Genomic DNA, 20,469 nt, shown 5'->3' with positions numbered 1-20,469 from the left:
AGATACAAACGGGGAATTCTTTTACATCATTCATAATAAAATTAATTTGTTCTAGTATTTAAATCATACTGTGTTACCTTCGGTTTATCGATTTTTAGCACCGATAGCAGCGATCGGCCCGAAAAAACATAATTCCAATTTTGTAATTGACAACCAATAATTTAATGAATAAAATAAAAACATAATAATTAAAATTTACAAACTTAGAATATTAGTTTTTATTTATTATAAAAAAAGCAGCTATATTGGCTGCGACCTGCTCAGTGTAATAAACTGATAAAAAGAAACATTGCGGCGTATTTGCCCACATGGCTTGACAAAATACAAAACAGAAAAGGAGTTGCTTTCATGAGTGAAGACAGCAAGTGCCCAGTAACAGGCAGGACCAGAAAAGCCATTGCCGGTGGTGGTACCTCAAACCGGGACTGGTGGCCGAATCAGTTAAACCTCAAGATTTTGCATCAGCATTCCTCGCTTTCTAATCCCATGGGTGGGTCTTTCAACTATGCCGAAGAGTTCAAAAGTCTCGACCTGGCAGCCGTGAAGCAAGACCTTTATGCGCTGATGACTGACTCCCAGGATTGGTGGCCAGCCGATTACGGCCACTACGGGCCGCTCTTTATCAGGATGGCATGGCACAGCGCCGGTACATACCGTATCAACGACGGCCGCGGCGGCGGCGGGTCGGGGTCCCAGCGCCTGGCTCCCCTCAACAGCTGGCCGGACAATGTGAATCTGGACAAGGCACGCCGTTTGCTGTGGCCGATTAAGCAGAAATACGGCAAGAAAATTTCCTGGGCCGACCTGATGATTCTGGCCGGAAATTGCGCTTTTGAATCCATGGGACTCAAGACCTTTGGTTTTGCTGGCGGCCGCGAGGACGTATGGGAACCGGAAGAAGATATCTATTGGGGGTCTGAGGGCGAGTGGCTGGGCGATGAACGCTATTCCGGCGACCGGGATCTCGAGAATCCCCTTGCCGCCGTGCAAATGGGCCTGATCTATGTAAACCCGGAAGGTCCGAACGGTAACCCTGATCCGATTGGTTCCGGCCGTGACGTGCGGGACACTTTCGCCCGTATGGCGATGAACGACGAAGAGACTGTGGCGCTTGTTGCCGGCGGTCACACATTCGGCAAATGTCATGGCGCCGGTCCGGCGACTCATGTGGGGCCTGAACCGGAGGCTGCCGGCCTCGAGGAACAGGGACTCGGCTGGAAGAGCAGCTTCCGGAGCGGCAAAGGCGGCGATACCATCGGCAGCGGCATTGAGGGCGCCTGGAAGCCAAACCCGACTACCTGGGACATGGGCTACTTAAAGGTGCTGTTCAAATACGAATGGGAACTGGTCAAGAGTCCGGCCGGAGCGCATCAGTGGCTGGCCAAGGACGTGGCCGAAGAAGACATGGTAGTTGACGCGCATGATCCGTCCAAGAAACACCGGCCGATGATGACCACGGCGGATCTCTCCCTGCGCTACGACCCGGTCTACGAACCGATCGCGCGGCGCTATCTGCAAAATCCGGAAGAATTCAGAGATGCCTTCGCCCGGGCCTGGTTCAAACTGACCCACCGGGACATGGGGCCTCGGTCCCGCTATCTCGGCCCGGAGGTGCCGGCAGAAGAGCTGATCTGGCAGGATCCGGTGCCGGCAGTCGAGCATGAACTGATCAACGAACAGGATATCTCCGAACTTAAGGCCAGGATTCTTGCTGCCGGCCTGTCCATTCCCCAGTTAGTTTCAACCGCTTGGGCCTCGGCCGCCACGTATCGCGGCTCTGACAAGCGGGGCGGAACGAACGGGGCACGGGTCCGCCTGGCGCCGCAGAAGGACTGGGAAATAAACCAGCCGGCTCAACTGCAGGCCGTCCTTAAGGTCCTGGAAAAAATTCAGACAGATTTCAATAGCGCCCAGAAAGGCGGCAAGAAAGTTTCCCTGGCTGACCTGATCGTCCTGGCTGGCTGTGCGGGCATCGAGCAGGCGGCAAAAAATGCCGGCAGCAATGTGTCCGTTCCGTTCACACCGGGACGCACGGATGCATCGCAGGCGCAGACCGATGTGCATTCTTTTGCGGTGCTGGAACCGAAGGCGGATGGGTTCCGCAACTACCTGCAAGGCAAATCCTCCATCTCGGCAGAGGAAATGCTGATTGACCGGGCGCAATTGCTGACGCTGACCGCGCCGGAGTTGACGGTTCTCCTTGGTGGCCTGCGTGTCTTGAATATCAACTTCGGACAATCACAACACGGTGTCTTCACCAAGCGGCCGGAGGCGCTTACCAATGACTTCTTCGTGAACCTGCTCGACATGGGCACCACCTGGAAGGCCGTCTCGGAAGCTGCCGACGTATTCGAGGGCCGTGACCGGGCAACCGGTGAGCTGAAGTGGACCGGCACCCGTGTCGACCTCATATTCGGTGCCAACTCCCAACTCCGGGCCCTTGCCGAAGTATATGGCTGCCAGGATTCCCAGGAAAAGTTCCTGCGTGACTTTGTCGCGGTGTGGGATAAGGTTATGAACCTTTAATCTTACCTGCTTGCGGGAAAACACACTTGAGGGATTTCTACAGCCGATCCTGACTGCAAAGCGGATAACCGGATGGATTAAACTCTCATTAAAGCTATAACTAATATATAGAAGGCGGCGTTTCAGTAAGCTGAAACGCCGCCTTCTTGCGGTGCGCAAGGGAAAAAGCTGACTCAAGAGAACCGTCCCCGTGAGTCATTCCCGTGAGTCATTTGCTGAAGTAATCGCCTTTTGTAGCATGGCGGCGGTAACCCCTTCCGTCCATTTATCAAAATAGCAGGGGTAGCTGGTGCCGCAGGTCCTGCATTCTATATATTGCTTAGCCTCCTTTTGTTCCCGTGTATCATACATATAGGGGAGAAGCTCGCTGGTGTTATTGACGCCAGGGGCATTCCCGTCCAGGCTATAGGAATATTCATAAGTAGCTTGGTATTTTAGTGTCAGTTGATCAGAACTGCAAATAGGGCAGACAACGCGCGGGTTATGGTGCATATTCGCCACCTCTGGTTATATGTTTTATAAGACCGGTGCTTGCTCATTGCTATTATGCCCATAAATGGCAGGCTCATGCTGGCAGCCGGAATGATAGCAGGTGAATTGCTGTATTTTTCTGATATTTCTCTAAAATATATTGACTGATCACGGCAATGAGATTATAATGTAGTTGTCAGGACAACTATATTGGGGGTTTTCATGCATTTTAAATTAGAAGATTCATTAGGGTTTATTCTAAATAAGGTAAACACAAAATTAAAAAATGAATTATTTCAGCAATTGAAAGAAAATGATGTAACACCGGAGCAATGGGCGATTTTAAACTGTTTATGGGCAAAAGAGGGGAGTACCCCCAAAGAGTTGTCCGATATGACTTTTAAAGATAAACCGAACACGAATCGCATTTTGGAAAAGTTAATCATAAAGGGACTGGTCGTTCGCAAAGCTCATCCGGTGGATAAGCGAGCATTTCAAATATTTCTGACCGAGGACGGATGGGCATTGCGTGAACAGTTAATTCCCAGGGTTAAGCAACTATTGGCTAAAGCAACAGCCGGAATCGAACAACAGAAAGTGGCAGAAATGAAAAAGCTGCTGAATCAAGTTTACGATAACATCAAATAATCGATTTTTTTAAAAATATGGTTGTCATGACAACTAGAGTGCTATGTAAATATGATAGTGTCAGCCCTTGCTCACAGTGTAAGCCAGGATAAAATAAAGGGAGGTAAAGCATATGGAAAGCCGTTTAGTTAAAGAATTGAACTTGCGTTATGAACCGGTAGCTGTTTTGCTCAGCAATGAAAAACCGGCAGGAGCACTGCAGGGTAAAGAAGGACAGTGGAGCTGTGTAATTCCGTTATTTATTGCGGCCGCCAAAGGAAAAACCTCAGTTTTTGAACGGAAAACCACAGGCTGTATAGGTGGTAAAAAAGGTTTAGGGTTTGGTCAATATCCCAATTATCCGGATGGGATTGAATATTTTCTGACAGTTGGCAAAAGCGGTCAGTTTGAGGGAGAAGGGTATAAGAAAGATCCTGCACTGGGAGCAGAGTTTGTTGAGTGCCTGCCAATGGTTGATATTCCCTATCAGTATGTTATATTCAAACCTTTGTCACAGGTGGATGCTGCTAAGGAAATCCCTGAGTTAATTATGTTTTATGTTAATAATGATCAGTTGTCGGCACTTACCGTACTCGCAAACTATTATCGACCGGGGAATGAGAATGTGATGATACCTTTTAGCTCAGGGTGTCAGGCTGTTTTTCTTATTCCCTATGGCGAGGCGCAGAAGGAGAATCCCCGGGCAGTTGTGGGTTTGACTGATATTACCGTGCGCCCCATGGTCGAAGCCGACATGCTGTCCTTCTCTGTTCCCTACAAAATGTTTCTGGCTATGGAGGAAAATGTGGCGGGCAGTTTCTTAGAGAAACATGCATGGCACAAAGTAGTGGCGAGAATGGAAAAAGCGAAAGGAAAGTAGTTCCCTTTTCCATGACCGTGGTACCGTTAGTTACGCAAAGCAGCGAGTGCTGCATTGGCCAGCACCGCTGCTCCGACTGCCAGCGCCGCCTCATTCAGGTTGAATTTCGAATGATGGAGCTGGTAATTTTTTTGCCCCGCAAAGCCTGTCCCCAAAACAAAAAATGCGGCCGGGACTTGTTGACAATACAAAGAAAAATCTTCCCCCAGCAGCACCTGCGGCACCGGCACAACGCTTTGCTCGCCGGCAATTTCCCTGGCGGAACCTGTCAGGATGTCAACCGCTGTATCGTCATTGATCAGCGGCACCAGGCCTCTGGTAAAGGAAAACTGATACTGGGCCCCATGCAGGGAGGCGATGGATTTCACGGTCTGTTCAATCAGTTTGCCGGCCTGTGCGGCAATCTCGGCTTTAAAACAACGCAGCGTACCGCCCAGCACCGCTTTTTCTGCGATGACATTACTTTTCGTGCCGGCGGTGATTGTACCAACCGTCAGGACAAACGGTTCGACCGGGTCGATTTTGGCCGCGGCAATCCCTTGTAAAGCCAGAATAATTTCGGCGGCAATGACAATCGGGTTGACCGCCTGGTGGGGAAGCGCGGCGTGACCGCCCTGTCCGGCTATTGCGATTTCAAACCTGGAGCCGCAGGCGAAAAACGCTCCTTTGCGGTAGCCAACTGTACCGGCCGGTAAATGGGGGTCAACATGCAGACCAAACAGCATATCCACAGCGGGATTTTTTAGAACGCCCTCGGCAATCATGTCTTTAGCGCCCCCTAAAGGGCTTTCTTCACTGGGCTGAAAGATCAGCTTAACCGCACCGGGGACATATTCCCGCAGCTTGGCCAGTATTTCCGCCGCTCCCAGCAACATGGCCGTATGGGCATCATGGCCGCAGGCGTGCATGATATTGTCCTGTTGAGACCGGAATGGCAGGCCGGTTTCTTCTTTGATGGGCAATGCGTCCATGTCGGCCCGCAGCCCTACTGTTTTAGTGCCGCCTGTACCCCGCAGAAGCCCGACTACGCCTGTCTTCCCGATTCGTTCCTGGGTTTCAAACCCCAATTCACGCAGCCGGGCGGCGACAAGTCCGGCTGTTTTCCATTCTTTGGTGGCCAGTTCCGGGCAGCGGTGAATTGTCCGTCTCAAGTCAATGATCCGCTCTTCCGCCTGGGCCGCGTATTGTTTCAGTAGCGATAAATATTCCATATTGCGCTCAACCACCTATGCTTGTAGCTATTTTAACTCACCGGTGTAATACGGATTATAGTCGTTGGTGTAAAGATCTTCCGCAACGACCTTGCCTGGCGTTTCAAAGCCGGAAAGTTTGTTTTTCTCGGCCAGGTCTACCCAGAATTTAATTTGTTCAGGCTGCACCCATTTATAGGTGCCATAGGTTGTACCTGCCATATCCTGGACATCCACTTTAAGAAACTCGGCCGCAATTTTCATCGCATCATCATAGTTTTCATTAATATAATGCTGCGTTCTTACCGTGGCAACAATATAAGCTTTTACGACATCGGGATATTTTTCGATAAAATCCTCACTGAATGCCCGCACACCAACGGCACTGAAGCGCCCGTCGCCGGCCCCGGCCGCGATCTTGTAGCTTGTGGCCAGGATATCCAAACCGCCGTTATTTTTAGCCTTCATATTGTGCGGTGCGTGCAAAATGGCAACATCAATGTCACCGCGCCGCAGTGCCTGTTCCTGCTGCAAATCATTCATGACGATGATTTTAGTTTCCGTGGGATTGATTCCGTTTTGCCGTAAGAATTCCGAATTAAACAGCTCGGCGCAGCTGCCTTTACCGCTCATGGCTATGGTTTTGCCGCGCAAATCGGCCGCCTGGGTTATGCCGCTGCCGGATTTTACAAACCAGGTCATATGGGTTTTATCGAATTCAGGCGAATCCAGCGTTCCCGCCTGGACAATTTTCAGATTGGCTCCGGCCTGCCGCGCCGCGGCAATGGTTGTTGCATGGCCGGAACCGAACACATGGTTATAACCTTGTATCACCGATTGGGCCAGCGTTGCATTTTGCGGCAGCGTCCCGGTATATTCGACCGCAAGGCCAACCTCCTGTAAAAAACCTTTTTTATCGGCCACGATGATTTCGTTAAAGCCGGTGGGAGTAGGCAGCTTCAACGTGAATGGCTGGGTAAGCCTACCATTTACAAATTTAGGGGAACCTTCACCTGCCGCTGCGTGTTTGGAATCAACGGCAGAATTTCCGCAGCCTGACAACGATAAGGCCAATACAATAAGCAGTAGCAGTATTGATGTGAGTTGGATTTTTTTCATCTGCAGACACTCCTTAAAGTTCAATTTTACAGTAAGCCTGTGCCCTGTGCCGGGCGAGTGGGTTATACTTCCTGGCGGCGCCACCGGGATACTTTTTTTTCAAAAAAAACAATTACATAATTGACAATGATGCCGATGATCGACATGGTCATAATCGCTGCATACATTTTGGGTATAAGGTACTTAAGCTGGGTATCCATCAGCAGATAACCCAAGCCGGAACTGGCTCCCATCATTTCCGCCGCAATCAGGACTAAAATGGAAGAGGCGGCACTGAGGCGGACCCCGGTAATGATTGAAGGCAGCGCCGCCGGAAACACCACTTTATAAAATATGGTGAGCTGAGAGGAACCCATGGATTTGGCCGCCTTGATCAGCAAAGGGTCAACTCCTTTTACCCCGTTTATGGTATTTAAGAGGATGGCCGACCATACGCCCCAAAAAACAATGGCCACTTTTGACAATTCACCGATCCCGAACACCAGCATAAATACCGGTAAAAGTGCCAGTGTAGATGTTTGCCGGCACAACTGGATGATCGGATCAATATAAAATTCGGCCTGTTTAAACCAGCCGACAACAAAGCCCAGCGGGACGGACAGGCCAATACCCAGAAAAAAACCGGCCACTGACCGTTTTAAACTGACAAAAATATGCTCGACTAATTCGCCGGACAACAGGATTTGCCAAAAAGTTGCTACAACCACGGAAAAAGGGGGCAGAAAATTTTTATCCACAACCTGCATTCGCGGTAAAAACTCCCATAACAGCAGCAGAGCAACTATCCCCAATAAGCGCCTTAAACTATAAATATAAGGTTTTATTGATGCCAATTCATTATCACCACTCCCGATTTTTTCTTATCAGTATTTCGCTTATTGAGGAAGAGGGTACGTGACTGTCTGCGTCTTGGCGGGAAACTCAAGGTCTTTTTTGGCTTTTAGCCTGCTTTTAAGAATGGATTATGCTGCTTAAGCAAAAAGAGGACGAGAAAATTCAATAAGAATTTTCTCGTCCTCTTTTATTGTCAAAGTCAGACGATGGTCCGCCTATTTATTATAACGCCAGGAATCATTACTAAATTATCATGAAATGATTTGATTTGTCAAGAGATACCAAATGATCCGCGCGGACCGGGCGACGGTTTCTGTGCCTGCATTCAGCGGGACTTCCTTGACCTTTTGGAATCTAAACTAATCAAGTTTTTACAGCGTTTTTTGCATAAGCTGCGCTGAAGTTTCGGCAATATGGTATAATTTACAAGAAGCTGCAAAAAAATGTAGTGGGTTTACATCATTTTGATAAAACGGCAGAATGCAGCTTAGACAGAAAAGGAGTGTACTCGCATGAAAAATATCCTACTGGTCATTGACTATCAAAACGACTTTGTTGACGGGGCGCTTGGTTTTTCCCGAGCGGCGGAACTGGAGACGGCGATTGTCGCTAAGATTGAACAGTACAAACGCAACGGCGACCCGGTTGCCTTTACCTTTGACACGCATCAACAAGATTATATGGCAACCCAGGAAGGTAAAAAGCTGCCGGTGCTCCATTGCCTGAAGGACTCGCCGGGCTGGCGGCTGTACGGTCAGGTTGCGTCTCTTTGCGCTGCCGGCGATTTGCGGTTTGAAAAGGGTGCTTTCGGATCAATGGACCTGACAGCGTATCTGCGCCGGCAGAGCTTCGAGCGAGTGGAACTGGTCGGCGTGGTTTCCCATATTTGTGTCTTGTCCAACGCTGTGCTGGCCAAGGCGGCTCTGCCGGAGGCGGAGATTGTCATCGATGCCGCCTGTACCGCCAGTTTTGACGAACGGTTGCATCAGGCCGCCCTTGACGTAATGGCCGGTTTGCAGATGACGGTAATTAACCGCTGATGCTCTAGCGAACCCGGATGGTGATTGGTGGCTTTGTCAGGGAAAAAGGAATGATACAAGACATCATCAGCCAGACCGAAGCTGATAAAAATGACTCAAGAGAACCGTCCCCGTGAGTCATTCCGCGCTTTAGCGGCTTTTTATCTGCAACAGGCAGGTGGTTTGAGCCAGCGGGGCAGCGGTGGCGGTATTGATAAAAAATAGCTAATCCGGCTTGACAATATATTCTTTACGTGCTATTCTGTCCATAGTTATTATTTATTGCTGATCAGGCCACTGAAGGCAAAGAAAAACTCCAGGCGAGTTTTTCTTTGCCTTTTTGTATTATCAGCGTGGCAGCCTGTGCTGACAGGCGGAAGAACGGCTGGTCTCGGGTCCGGCAGGACAGGGAACAAGCCAGGCTCTTGCTTAATTTATTAACGGAAGGAGTACGGAACTATGCACGAAACCCGGCAAAGTACACAGCGCTAAAAAGGATAATCAAGCAGGAGGATGTTGTTTGATGTGGTATACCAGTATACCGGTATGCCGTATCCCTGTGGGAAAAAAGTAGAAAAGTGCAGGAGGAAAGATTATGAGTGCAAAAAAAATATCCGTTTTCTTGGGGATGCTGCTGTTATTCGCAGCCGTGGCGGCGGCGGGCTGCAATACGGCCAAGCAAACGCCGCAGAAACAGGAAGTGCAGTATCCGACCAAACCGATCACCCTGGTAGTGCCGTTTGCGGCCGGCGGCGTCAGTGATCTGGTATCCCGCCAGATTGCCCAGGTCAGCAAGAACTATCTGCCGCAGCCGGTTAATGTTGTCAACCGGCCGGGCGGCTCCGGCACAGTCGGGACCAACGAGGTCATCTCCGCCAACGCCGATGGCTATACTTTGCTTTTTGGCTCAAGCGGGGAACTGTCGTCCGGCTTGCATGTGGTCAAAGCGCCCTATGGAATTGACAAATATACGCCCTTGATCCAGGTCGGCTCGCTGCGGGTGGCGGTTGCTGTAAAAAAAGACGCGCCCTGGCAAAACCTGCAGGAGCTTATCGCCTACGCCAAGCAACATCCTGACAAACTGTCGGTGGGGATTCCCGGCGAGGGAACAGTGGTTCACCTTACCGGAGTAAATTTCACGCAACAGGCCGGCATCAAGTTAACCGCAGTGCCTTTTCAGGGCAGCGGCCAGTTGATTCCCAGCCTGCTGGGCGGCCATGTTGACCTTGCCTTTCTCAATGTTTCGGAAATCATGAGCCAGTATAAAGCGGGGGAAGTAAGACTGCTGGGCGTTTTTGCCGATACGCGGGTGGATGCGGTTAAGGATGTGCCCACGGCGAAAGAGCAGGGGATTGATGTGGCCGGTGGTGCCAGCCATTACATTGTGGCGCCCAACGGCTTGCCGGATCATGTAGCCCAAACCCTGCAGGCCGCCCTGAAGCAGGTGACGGAGGATCCGCAATTCCAGGAATTTGCCGGCAATACGGGGTATCAGGTAATCTACGCGGAAACGGATAAATCGAAACAGGATCTGCAGCAATGGTACGAAACTGCCGGGCAGATTTACACCGATTTGGGAATGAAGCCCAGATGACGCTGGCTAAATTCATTATCAGTGCGCAGCTGGTTTGTGCTGCCGGCTATCTGACTGTCGCCGGCAGTCTCCCGCTGGGGACGTTAAAAAACCCTGGCGCCGGCTTGTTTCCAGTGATTATCGGCATATTGTGGGCGGCCGTGTCCCTATTTGCCCTTGGTAATAAAAATGACGAGACAAAGAAGGACGGAGAGCCGGGCGGGGCCGATTCAGCCCGGGTGTGTAAAGTGGGGGTGGCAATTTTAGGCTACGCGCTGCTGCTGCCGGTCATCGGCTTTTCGCTAAGCACCTTTGTGGTCCTGATGTATGTTTCTTACCTGCTGGGAAATCACAGCCTGGTTAAGCGGCTGGGGTTCAGCCTGGCCGGCGTCTTGTTTTCCGTCCTGATTTTTCAGTGGCTGCTGCAGCTTACTTTGCCTGAACCGCTGCTAATGCTGCTTGATTTTTGAAAGTGAGTGATTACTACCTGTGGAGGATCTTATTCAGGGCTTTATTACCGTTTTTACCGGACAGAACCTGGCCTGGTGCTTTCTGGGCGTGATCATGGGGACCCTGGTCGGTGTGCTGCCGGGTCTGGGGCCGGTTGGCGCCATGTCGCTCCTGCTGCCGGTGACTTTTACTATGGATACCACCAGCGCCTTGATATTGCTGGCCGGTATTTATTACGGATCAATGTACGGCGGCTCAACCACCTCTATTCTGGTAAATGTTCCGGGGGAAGCGGCTTCGGTGATTACCTGCCTTGACGGCAATCAGATGGCCAAGCAGGGCAGAGCCGGCCCGGCCTTGGCAATTGCCGCCATTGGTTCCTTCGTGGCCGGCACAGTGGGGGTTGTGCTGATTACACTGATGGCGCCGGCGCTGGCCAAAGCTGCGCTTAAGTTTGGCCCGCCGGAATACTTTGGCATTGCCTTGCTGGGGTTGATCGTGCTGACGCGCCTGACCGGCAGGCAGGCCGTTAAATCCTATATGATGATGTTTTTGGGGATTGCCCTGGCGACAGTGGGCATGGACCCGATCGGCGGGACAGAACGGTTTACCTTTGGCCGCCAGGATTTAATTCAGGGCTTGGATTTTATCCCGGTTATCATGGGCTTGTATGGCCTGGCCGAGGTGTTGAGCAGTTCGGCCGCTGTATTCAAACCGTTAGAAGTGCTGAAAGTAAAATTCCGCGAGCTTATGCCTTCCAAACAGGATTTTAAGGACAGTGCCGGGCCGGTGGCGCGGGGGACGCTGCTGGGTTTTTTCATTGGCTTGATTCCGGGACCTGCCAATATTATCAGCACCTTTGTCTCCTACGGTGTGGAAAAAAAGCTGAGCAGGCAGCCGGAAAAGTTCGGCCAGGGCGCCATTGAGGGTGTCGCCGGTCCGGAAACGGCCAACAATGCCGCTTGCTGCGGCGCCCTGGTGCCGCTGTTATCGCTCGGAGTGCCTTTTTCACCGCTGCCGGCTGTCTTGCTGGGAGCCTTTATGCTGCATAATGTCGTGCCCGGGCCGACGCTGATCCAGGAGCATCCCCAATTGTTCTGGGGGCTGATTGCCAGCATGTATGTGGGCAATGTAATGCTGCTGGTGCTGAACCTGCCGCTGGTGGGCTTGTTTGCCCGTGTCGCCAGTATACCCGGCAAATATCTGATGCCGCTGGTTATTGTCTTTTGCTTTATCGGCGCTTTTTCCGTGCGCAACAGTCTTTTTGACATCTGGGTATTGGTGATCTTCGGCTTTCTCGGGTATTTTTTCCGCAACCACGGGTATGATCCGACGCCGCTGGCTTTAGGCATGATCCTGGGGCCGATGCTGGAGGACAGCTTCCGCCAGTCGGCCGTCTTGTTCCGCGGGGATATGCTGGGGTTCCTGTTGCGGCCCTTATCGGGGACGATGATGGGACTGGCGGCTGTAATTCTGCTGTGGCCGTTCATCCGGGCGGCCGGCCAGCGTTTCCGAAAAAAAATGAGGTGATACTATGAAAATTTTTGACTATCAGCTAGAAAAGGGAAGCCGGTTGTGCGAGTATGTCAAAGTGGGTGAGCTGGCGTGTTTTAGCGATATCCGCATTCCCCTGCTGGTAATACGCGGCGAGCAGGCCGGGCCGACTCTCTGGCTGACCGGCGCCGTTCACGGCGATGAACTCAACGGCCTGTGGGCTATGCGCCGGTTTTTTTGGGACTTGAATGCAAAAAATTTGCGGGGAACCCTGGTGCTTACACCGTTATTGAACCCGCTGGCTTTTTTGGCCCGCACGAAAATCAGCCCGCTCGACTATCTGGATATGGACCAGCAATTTCCGGGAAATCCTCAGGGGCTTTACTCCGAACGGGTTGCCCATGCTGTTTTCAGTGAGCTGCGGCACAAGGCCGATTATGTAATTGATTTCCATACCCTGAATCATTTGTTTAGCGCCACTCCGTATACGGTGTCGAAGCTTGTGCCCGGAGCTGCCGCCGGTACCAATGACACGGCACTCCGTATGGCCAGGGCTTTTGGTGTGTATCCGAACTGCCGGGTGGATTTGCAAAGCGCCAGCGGGGAACTGCCCGGAACGACCAGCGGCGCCCTGGATATACTGTGCATGCAGAACAATATTCCCTGCTTTATGGCCGAACTGGGCGGCGGCGGCCGCTGGGACGAACCGGTCATTGAGGTTGCTTATCAGGGCATCCGCAATGTGATGGTAAGTCTTGGGCTGCTGGCCGGCGAACTGCCGGCGCCCCGGCAACAGCTGATGATTACCAAACGGAAGTTTTTGCGCAGCAACAGCGGCGGGCTGGTGCGCATGGCGGTGGAGCCGGGCAGTTTTGTGCCTGCCGGCGGCTTGCTGGCCACGATATATGATTTCTGGCAGGAAGTGGACCGGGTGTACGCCGAGGAGGACCTGTTTGTCATTGCCGCTTGCTTTAATCCGGTGGTTTCCAGCGGCGACCGCCTGGCCTTTGTCGGCTATGAATGGCAGGAGAGCGAATGAGTTTTGCCAGTGCTGAAAACAGGAAAAGGACTGAGGGGATGTTTGCCTGGAACTATAAACTTGGTTTGCTGATTTCTGCCAGAAACCAGGTAATTGAACCGGATTTTAACCGCTATAAGCCGGCCGGAGTTACTGTGCACAGCACACGCATTAAAAAGGATCAGGATTATACCAATATCGATACTATGGCCGGCTTGCAGGCCGCCGCGCACGAGGCGGCCGCAGTACTTGGCCAGTCCGGGGTGGACATGGCTGTTTTCGGCTGCACCGCCGCCAGCTTTCTCCACGGCTGTGGACAGGACCGGACCCTGTCGGCGTCCCTCCAGGCCGCAGCGGGTATCCCGGTGGTTACTACGGCCACCGCTGTCCTTGAGGCGCTCCGGGTAACGAACCTGCAGCGCTTGACCATCATTACGCCGTATATTGCTGAACTGAACCGGCGGGAAAGTGATTTTTTTGCCGGCAACGGCTTCAGCGTTGCCGCCCTGGAGGGCATGAATATTGAGCAGACCAGCAAGCTGCCCGGCCTGGCGCCGGAGGAAATTTACCGTTTTTGCGTACGCCATTTCGCGGACGAAAGTGATGGCTTATTTATCAGCTGTACCAATATCAGAGCGATGGAAGTCATTCCGTATCTGGAAATGCATTTGGGCAAGCCGGTGATAACTTCCAATCAGGCTAGCCTCTGGTATGCCTTGCGGCAAAGCGGCTGCCAAGACGGCAGCGATCATTGCGGGGTACTGCTGCGCGAGCATTAGCAGGCCGGGACCGGTGAAGGAAAATCGGATTAGAAGATAGGGGATGCCAGATGAATTGTGCACTATGTAAACATAATAAATGTTCTACCGACGGACAAAACTGTACAGGCGTCGGTGTGGAAGCTATAATAGACATGTACGCCGGAGAGGACCGCCGCTTAATGACGGCTGCCGCCTGCACAGAAGGACGGCATTATATGCAGATGTGCCGTCTGGAAGAGAGCGCGGCTTTTGCGCAGGAGCTCGGTGTAAAAAAAGTCGGCCTGGCCTTCTGCATTGGGCTGGCGGCCGAGGCCAAAGTGATCGCGGCCTATTTTGCCAAGTTTTTTGCAGTTCAGTCCGTCTGCTGCAAGGTATGCGGAATGAGCAAGGAACATTTAGAGCTTGAACAGATTCAGGCCGGCCGCTTTGAGGCTATGTGCAATCCGAAAACACAGGCGAAGGTTCTGGCCGAGGCCGGGACGGAACTAAACTTTTCCATTGGCCTGTGTGTTGGGCATGATATTTTGTTCCAGCAGGCGTCGGCGGCGCCGGTAACCTGTTTGGTAACCAAGGACCGGGTACTGGCTCATAATCCGCTGGGGGCAGTGTACTCCCGCTACTGGCGGCGCAAACTGGGCATTGACGGCACAAGCCAGGAGAAATAGCGGAACTATGCCAAGCATTAAAAATACTGCCCCTTTGCTAACGAAAGGACGGAAAGATGGAAGCTTTTTTTAACCGGCTGCCTGAGGGCAAAATCCTGGATAAATCCAGCGATAATCTGTATATGCGCATTGTCGACGATCTGCGGGAAGCCATACGTCAGGGCCACCTGCAAGAGGGGGATTTGCTGCCTTCCGAACGGGATCTGGCACAATTTTATGATGTCAGCCGTGTGCCGGTGCGCGAGGCGCTGAAGGTGCTGGAGTTTTTAGGCGTGGTTCAGCATGTGCGCGGCAAAGGCATCTTTGTCAAAAAAATTAAGATGCGGCAGGTGTTGGATCATATTGAGTTTATGATTATGGACCCTATGCATGCCCTGCTCGATCTGTTCGAGGCGCGCGAAGCGATCGAACTGCAGGCCGTACGGTTAGCGGCCGTAAGAAGAACGGCGGCAGATCTGGCAGCCATGGAGGCGGCCATTGTCGAAATGCAGCTGAACATCAACCTGGGCCAGGCTGTGGGGGCGTCTTCACTAAAGTTTCATACCGCGATTGTTGATGCCACTCATAACCAGGTGATCCAAAAGCTGAATGAATACTTACTGGACATGCTGAGTGTTTCCCGCCAGTATTCCCTGAAAGACCCGGGCCGCCATGAAGTTGCCCTCGGCTATCATCAGCGTATTTTGCAAAAAATCATTGCCCAGGATGGGGACGGTGCTGTTGCCGTAATGCGGGAGCATCTTGATGAAGCCCGCCTGGTTATCCAAAAACAATTGGGGCAGGCCTGATCCTGCTGTTAACCGGTATACCAATATACCAGCAGGAAATACAATACAATTAATAGTAATTGGGAGAAGATCAAATGATCCATAATTTTGATGAATGTATTGACCGGCGGGGCACGGAAAGCAAAAAGTGGGATACTTACGGGGCTGATGTCATCCCGATGTGGATTGCCGATACAGACTTTAAGTGCCCGCAGCCGGTCGTTGCGGCCATGGTTAAACGAGCCGAGCACGGCATCTACGGGTATCCGGTTACTAGCCGGCATTTTGATGAAGCGATAGCGAACTGGCAGCAAAAACGTTTCGGCTGGGAGGTCGACCCCGAATGGGTGGAGTATACTCCGGCGGTGGTGCCGGCGATTATCTTTGCCTTGCGGGCCTTTACCCAGCCGGGCGACCATGTTGTCCTGCAAATGCCTGCTTATCACCCGTTTCATCAGATTATTCCCGACAATGGCCGGCTCATCGCCGCCAATGAGCTTCAACTGCAGGCGGGGCGGTATGTTATCGACTTTGCGGATCTGGAGTGGAAACTGAGCCATCCGCGGGCCCGGCTGTTTTTGCTGTGCAATCCGCACAATCCGGTAGGACGCTGTTTCACCCGGGAAGAATTGCTGGCAATCGGTAATTTGTGTTTAAAACACAACGTTCTGGTTGTGGCGGATGAAATTCATGCCGATATTATTTATGCAGGACAGCGGCACATTCCGTTTGCTGCCTTATCGGCAGAATTTGCCAATAACTGCATTGTTTGTGTTAACCCCAGCAAAACGTTCAACATTGCCGGCGTGCGCACCGGGGCCGCGATTACCCCTAATAAGGCCCTGCGGGAACAACTGCATGAAAGTGTGGTTAATAACAAAGCTTACGGCCGAACGGTATTTGGCACGCTGCCTGTGGAAGTCGCCTACAACGAATGCGATTATTATGCCGATCAGCTTATGATCTACCTGCAAGGCAATCTTGACTATCTGCTCGAGTATTTCGCCGCAAGGATCCCCGTGATCAAAGTAATCAAGCCGGAGGCAACCTATCTCATCTGGCTGGACTGTCGGGCCCTGAACATGCCGCCTGCCGCCCTGCAAGCATTTTTTCTGAAACAGGCGAAAGTGGCCCTGAACGAAGGCTCAACATTTGGCCAGAGCGGGACAGGCTTTATGCGCCTGAATATCGCCTGCCGACGGGCCGTACTGGCTGAGGCGCTCCGGCGTATTGAAACAGCTGTTAACAGCCTGTAAAGCAGCTCTTTTTTACCACCCATAACCAACCCGTCCTAGGGCAGTCTTTTTATCCTGCCATAGGACGGGTTTTATTGACGCACAGGGACGTTCCTTTTCTGTCACAAACTGTTCAGCGCCGTCTTTCGCGGCAGCTCTATTTTTTTAAAACTTTTCCCGGTTATGACCTTTTTAGATATTCCCTAGAGACAGGGGCAGTAACGATATCCCTGCGTTTACTGAATCCCGGCAAGTGACAAAGTGTGATAAAAGATAGAAAACGACTCAAGAGAACCGTCCCCGTGAGTCGTTTTAGTCATTTCGTGAGTCATTTAGCTGATGAAGCAATGTTATGGCGCTCTCCAGGCGTACGGTTTGCTGCTCTTCCGCCAGAAAAAACCACCAGGCATGGTTATCATCGCAGATTTCAAAATCATGTTTGAATTCGGTTGATATGGATGGCAGCCTTGCGATTGGGAAAAATAAATCGGTTGTTTGCCCATCCACCTGGCCATGAAAATAGAGTCCTGCCTGCAGCAGGCTAATATATCCGCAGCCGCAACTGCGAAATGCTCCGTAACCTGTGTCAGCAACCCGCAGATCTGTTACCAGGGCCTGGATCAGGAATTTTTCGTCCCGCACCTGTTCGCTCATGGTTTCGCGTTGCCAGGCAGTCCATTTTACCGGATCGGCAAACACTACGCAGGCAGGATCGGCAGGTTGTAAAAAGCCATATTCGTCGATCGTCGCGGCATTGCCGCAGGCGCTGCAATATAGCCTGTCTCGCTTGCTTTTCATCGTTTGTTCAGTCAAGCAACGCGGACACTGGTGGAGAATAAGATGCAGCTGCTCAGCTGTATGCCGGTGGTGATAACGCTCCCCGGCCAACCGGTTCCAATCATAGTCATTGTAAGTCAAAGCCTGACAAACCGACGTATAGATCTGCCCGGAATCGAGCGTGCCAACCTCTGCGGCCGAAAGAATTTGCCTGGCCACCGTTTCCACCCGGCCCCTGCGCCAAAAAGAAGACCAGCGGGGCCAGGCGAGATAGCCGCCATTTGTTTTTACGGCAACAACAGGAACTTGCATTTTTTTTATAAACCGGGCGATTGATGCGGGGATAGCGCAGCAACTGCCGTCAATAGACCGGCGTCCCTCCGGAAAAATACCGACAACATCCCCCCGGGCTATTGCCGCCAGCGCCCCCCGGGTCGCACGGATATCCGGCAAAAATTGTGTTTTGGGAATTGCGCCCCAAAGTCTTAAGACTTTGCCAATAAGCGGCTGCCGAAAATAAAAGTTTGTTGTGAGAAAGTAACAGGGGTACTTCGCTATCGCGCACTGTACTAAAGCCGGATCAATAAACGAAGTATGATTGCCCAGGACAATAAATGGCGGCTTTATGTCTTGAATGCCGCTGCAATCAAATCTTGCGCTGCCCCTGCATATCCAATATACGCTGGTATACGCTGCGGCAATCTGCAGCCAGCCCAATATTTTGCGCTTTATGCGGCTAATGGCTTTCTCAATACCAAGCTTCATCCCAATTGACTCCTTATCAGGCTATACCGGCCGTTTACTTAGCCGGCTTTCCCCTGGGTTATCCAGGCGGGGAATTTACGAGCATCAAAAATTGTGAAAAAATCAAATACCGGCGGATCGAAATCCACATCCATTGACGGTTCACTAATAAATTCCGCGCCATATTTATAATAGGCCAGCATCAGTGTTGACATCTTCTTTAAAATGGCCCGCTGGTTGACCTCGGCAACAGCCATTGCGCCGGGAGTAACCGCAGCAAGGTCTAACTGCTGTTTGGGCTTTACCCCAAAATCCATATTAACAGCGTTTTTTCCCAGCAGATACTTCGCTATCACGCCAATGTCGTTTTTGGCGCCAGCCGGCAATGTGGTGAGACCAATCAGATAATCATGGGGATTGCGCTGCAAGTAAGTGCCTAAGCCGGCAAACAACAAGCGGAAAGCACCGGTATTTCTATACTGAGTATCAATACAGGCTCGCCCCAGTTCTAGAATCTGTATTCTTTTGTCACTTAATTTGCCAATATCAAACCATTGCTCAGAGTAAAAGCTACCGCCTGGCGGCAGTCTGCCTCCCGGCAAAAAACGGAAGGTGCCGACACACCGGTTTTGCTCTATATCGCGAATAACTAAGTGATCGCATAATTCGTCAAAGCAATCAATGTCCTCTTCCGTTTCTTCCACCTGCTCAGTTTTCTGCCCGGAAAAGTTAAGTTCCTGGCAATAAACTCTATAGCGAAGGGCATATATTTGTTTTTTTTCCGCTGCTGTCTCCGCAAGTTTCCACAGAAATTTGCCTTCCCGAATTTCCATCAGTACTTCACCTCATTTACTACTTGAGCTGCCAGGCAAAATTATTTACATAAGTAATGAAGCTGTTGCGTTTAGCTCCTTTAATCATTGCATATTTTGCGGATATTTCTATTAAGGTCATGTTATTTTTTTGTAAAATCAGCGGCAATAATAAATTAACAAGTACTTTACAAAAAAATAACCTATTCAGTTACATTATCCCGTACAATAAAATTGCCAGGAACAACCGCCTGCAGCGGTTAAACCTGAATCATCCTGATATGAGGAGGATATCTATGACTCGCACCGTCAACAATATCCTTTTTGCCATTTCCGACACCGGCGGCGGTCACCGCAGCGCCGCCACCGCCATAGCGGCCGCCCTGGGCAACTGCGGTCATGTCCAGTGCACGCTTTCCGACTTGCTCAAAGCCACCGGCTTTCCCGGCCTGACAAAAGCTCCGGAAATCTATGACTATTGTTCGCGCAAGCAGCTCTGGCTGAACAACCTTTTTTTCGAAAAAACGAACAGCGTAAAAAGAATGAGCCTGCTGACCAAGTTTGTCTATCAGCAGGCTGCGCCGCAGTTCGAATGGGAAATTGACCAAATCAGACCTGATCTGTTGCTGGCCGTTCATCCCCTGGTCATTGGACTGCTGGTCGCCAGCCGCAAGGCTACTCGTGCCTCCTGGCCAATTTTTACCGTCGTAACCGATCTGGCCACCCTTCACGCCTCCTGGGCAACTCCGGGAGCCGATTTGTATCTGGTACCGACAGAAGAAGCCTTCCATGCTCTTGCCCGGCACGGAATCGCCACCAGCCAGATTGTCCTCACCGGCTTTCCCGTTCATCCTAAGTTCAGCTGCCTGTCAGCCCCGCGTTCAGAAATTCGTAGAGGGTTAGGCCTTGATCCGGGACGGTTTTCCGTGCTGCTGACCGGCGGCGGCGTAGGTGCCGGCAACATGTCCACGTGGATTAGGGAATTTGTGCAACGCTGTCCCGGCAAGCAACTTATAGTAGTCACCGGGCGAAACCAAGTCCTCTATGACCAGTTACAGGCTTTGCAAAACGAGGTTAAATACCTTCACGTCTATGGCTTTGTCGACAACATGGAAACGCTGATGGCGGCAAGCGACGTCATCATTAGCAAGGCAGGTCCCGGCACTATCATGGAAGCGGTGGCAATGCGGCGCCCGCTCATCATTACTGAGGCTGTCGGCATCCAGGAAACCGGCAACATTGATTTCGTCGTTAACAACCGGCTGGGTTACTTTTGCCCCGAGCCGCGCCAGGGCTGCCGCATCATTAATGGGCTCGCCGCTGGCGGCGATTTTGTCTTTGCCGCCGACAAGATACCCCCGAATCATGGCTCAGCCCGCATTGCTGATATGGTTTTCCAGCAACTGCAGGCCAGTTCGGTCCCGGAGCCCAATATGGCAACGCCTGTCGCCGGGCTTTTCCGCGGCGCCTGATATTATCACCTAAGCAAAAATAGCCATAACCTACC

19 protein-coding genes are annotated in these 20,469 nt (G+C 51.6%); 13 read left to right on the top strand and 6 right to left on the bottom strand.

Annotation, left to right across the window (positions count from 1 at the left end; all coding sequences use genetic code 11):
* Window positions 1-348 precede the first annotated feature (348 nt).
* Window positions 349-2,526 carry a catalase/peroxidase HPI gene (gene katG, locus ACZ481_RS18790; RefSeq protein ID WP_464766868.1) on the top strand — a complete coding sequence of 726 codons (2,178 nt, stop codon included), beginning with the start codon at window positions 349-351 and terminating at the stop codon, window positions 2,524-2,526.
* Window positions 2,527-2,721: 195 nt separating this feature from the next.
* On the opposite strand, the gene ACZ481_RS18785 is transcribed toward katG, so the two are convergent.
* Window positions 2,722-3,018, bottom strand: coding sequence for a hypothetical protein (locus ACZ481_RS18785; RefSeq protein ID WP_464766867.1), 297 nt, complete (start codon window positions 3,016-3,018; stop codon window positions 2,722-2,724).
* Between the two features lie 201 nt (window positions 3,019-3,219).
* Between ACZ481_RS18785 and ACZ481_RS18780 the strand changes: the two genes are divergently transcribed.
* The gene (locus ACZ481_RS18780; RefSeq protein WP_464766866.1) at window positions 3,220-3,645 is read left to right on the top strand and encodes a MarR family winged helix-turn-helix transcriptional regulator; all 426 of its coding nucleotides are present in this window, start codon (window positions 3,220-3,222) and stop codon (window positions 3,643-3,645) included.
* 112 nt (window positions 3,646-3,757) lie between these two features.
* Complete coding sequence (locus ACZ481_RS18775) at window positions 3,758-4,504, top strand: DUF169 domain-containing protein (protein WP_464766865.1); 747 nt, start codon at window positions 3,758-3,760, stop codon at window positions 4,502-4,504.
* A 26-nt stretch (window positions 4,505-4,530) separates the two neighbouring features.
* Here the strand turns inward: ACZ481_RS18775 and ACZ481_RS18770 are convergent, their stop codons facing one another.
* The 3 genes from ACZ481_RS18770 to ACZ481_RS18760 form a co-directional block, all read right to left on the bottom strand.
* On the bottom strand, window positions 4,531-5,715 hold the full coding sequence (locus tag ACZ481_RS18770; protein ID WP_464766864.1) for a M20 metallopeptidase family protein: 1,185 nt from the start codon (window positions 5,713-5,715) through the stop codon (window positions 4,531-4,533).
* Between the two features lie 27 nt (window positions 5,716-5,742).
* Window positions 5,743-6,813: an ABC transporter substrate-binding protein gene (locus ACZ481_RS18765; RefSeq protein WP_464766863.1), complete on the bottom strand. Its 1,071-nt coding sequence runs from the start codon at window positions 6,811-6,813 to the stop codon at window positions 5,743-5,745.
* A 62-nt stretch (window positions 6,814-6,875) separates the two neighbouring features.
* Window positions 6,876-7,604 carry an ABC transporter permease gene (locus tag ACZ481_RS18760; protein ID WP_464766862.1) on the bottom strand — a complete coding sequence of 243 codons (729 nt, stop codon included), beginning with the start codon at window positions 7,602-7,604 and terminating at the stop codon, window positions 6,876-6,878.
* A gap of 555 nt (window positions 7,605-8,159) precedes the next feature.
* Here ACZ481_RS18760 and ACZ481_RS18755 point away from each other — a divergent pair.
* The 9 genes from ACZ481_RS18755 (at window position 8,160) to ACZ481_RS18715 (ending at window position 16,650) form a co-directional block, all read left to right on the top strand.
* Window positions 8,160-8,687 (top strand): cysteine hydrolase family protein, encoded by a 528-nt coding sequence (locus ACZ481_RS18755; RefSeq protein ID WP_464766861.1) that lies wholly within the window; start codon window positions 8,160-8,162, stop codon window positions 8,685-8,687.
* 574 nt (window positions 8,688-9,261) lie between these two features.
* On the top strand, window positions 9,262-10,260 hold the full coding sequence (locus tag ACZ481_RS18750) for a tripartite tricarboxylate transporter substrate binding protein (protein WP_464766860.1): 999 nt from the start codon (window positions 9,262-9,264) through the stop codon (window positions 10,258-10,260).
* Window positions 10,257-10,709: a tripartite tricarboxylate transporter TctB family protein gene (locus tag ACZ481_RS18745; protein WP_464766859.1), complete on the top strand. Its 453-nt coding sequence runs from the start codon at window positions 10,257-10,259 to the stop codon at window positions 10,707-10,709. The genes ACZ481_RS18750 and ACZ481_RS18745 overlap by 4 nt, the downstream gene beginning before the upstream one ends.
* A 19-nt stretch (window positions 10,710-10,728) precedes the next feature.
* Window positions 10,729-12,219 (top strand): tripartite tricarboxylate transporter permease, encoded by a 1,491-nt coding sequence (locus tag ACZ481_RS18740; RefSeq protein ID WP_464766858.1) that lies wholly within the window; start codon window positions 10,729-10,731, stop codon window positions 12,217-12,219.
* Window positions 12,220-12,223: 4 nt separating this feature from the next.
* Complete coding sequence (locus ACZ481_RS18735; RefSeq protein WP_464766857.1) at window positions 12,224-13,222, top strand: M14 family metallopeptidase; 999 nt, start codon at window positions 12,224-12,226, stop codon at window positions 13,220-13,222.
* The gene (locus tag ACZ481_RS18730) at window positions 13,219-13,980 is read left to right on the top strand and encodes a maleate cis-trans isomerase family protein (protein WP_464766856.1); all 762 of its coding nucleotides are present in this window, start codon (window positions 13,219-13,221) and stop codon (window positions 13,978-13,980) included. The genes ACZ481_RS18735 and ACZ481_RS18730 overlap by 4 nt, the downstream gene beginning before the upstream one ends.
* Before the next feature lie 50 nt (window positions 13,981-14,030).
* Entirely contained in the window at window positions 14,031-14,627 is a 597-nt protein-coding gene (locus tag ACZ481_RS18725; RefSeq protein ID WP_464766855.1) for a DUF1847 domain-containing protein, read from the top strand.
* Between the two features lie 56 nt (window positions 14,628-14,683).
* Window positions 14,684-15,415 (top strand): FadR/GntR family transcriptional regulator, encoded by a 732-nt coding sequence (locus tag ACZ481_RS18720; protein WP_464766854.1) that lies wholly within the window; start codon window positions 14,684-14,686, stop codon window positions 15,413-15,415.
* A gap of 74 nt (window positions 15,416-15,489) precedes the next feature.
* Entirely contained in the window at window positions 15,490-16,650 is a 1,161-nt protein-coding gene (locus tag ACZ481_RS18715) for a MalY/PatB family protein (RefSeq protein WP_464766853.1), read from the top strand.
* 291 nt (window positions 16,651-16,941) lie between these two features.
* Here the strand turns inward: ACZ481_RS18715 and ACZ481_RS18710 are convergent, their stop codons facing one another.
* Window positions 16,942-18,171, bottom strand: coding sequence for a lysophospholipid acyltransferase family protein (locus ACZ481_RS18710; protein WP_464766852.1), 1,230 nt, complete (start codon window positions 18,169-18,171; stop codon window positions 16,942-16,944).
* Between the two features lie 38 nt (window positions 18,172-18,209).
* On the bottom strand, window positions 18,210-18,983 hold the full coding sequence (locus ACZ481_RS18705) for a GNAT family N-acetyltransferase (RefSeq protein WP_464766851.1): 774 nt from the start codon (window positions 18,981-18,983) through the stop codon (window positions 18,210-18,212).
* Window positions 18,984-19,258: 275 nt separating this feature from the next.
* On the opposite strand from ACZ481_RS18705, the gene ACZ481_RS18700 reads away from it, so the two are divergent.
* Window positions 19,259-20,434: an MGDG synthase family glycosyltransferase gene (locus tag ACZ481_RS18700; protein WP_464766850.1), complete on the top strand. Its 1,176-nt coding sequence runs from the start codon at window positions 19,259-19,261 to the stop codon at window positions 20,432-20,434.
* Window positions 20,435-20,469 lie beyond the last annotated feature (35 nt).

Source organism: Sporomusa intestinalis, assembly GCF_055383785.1.
The sequence above is the reverse complement of the archived record's forward strand: the minus strand, read 5'-3'. Positions and strand labels throughout refer to the sequence as shown.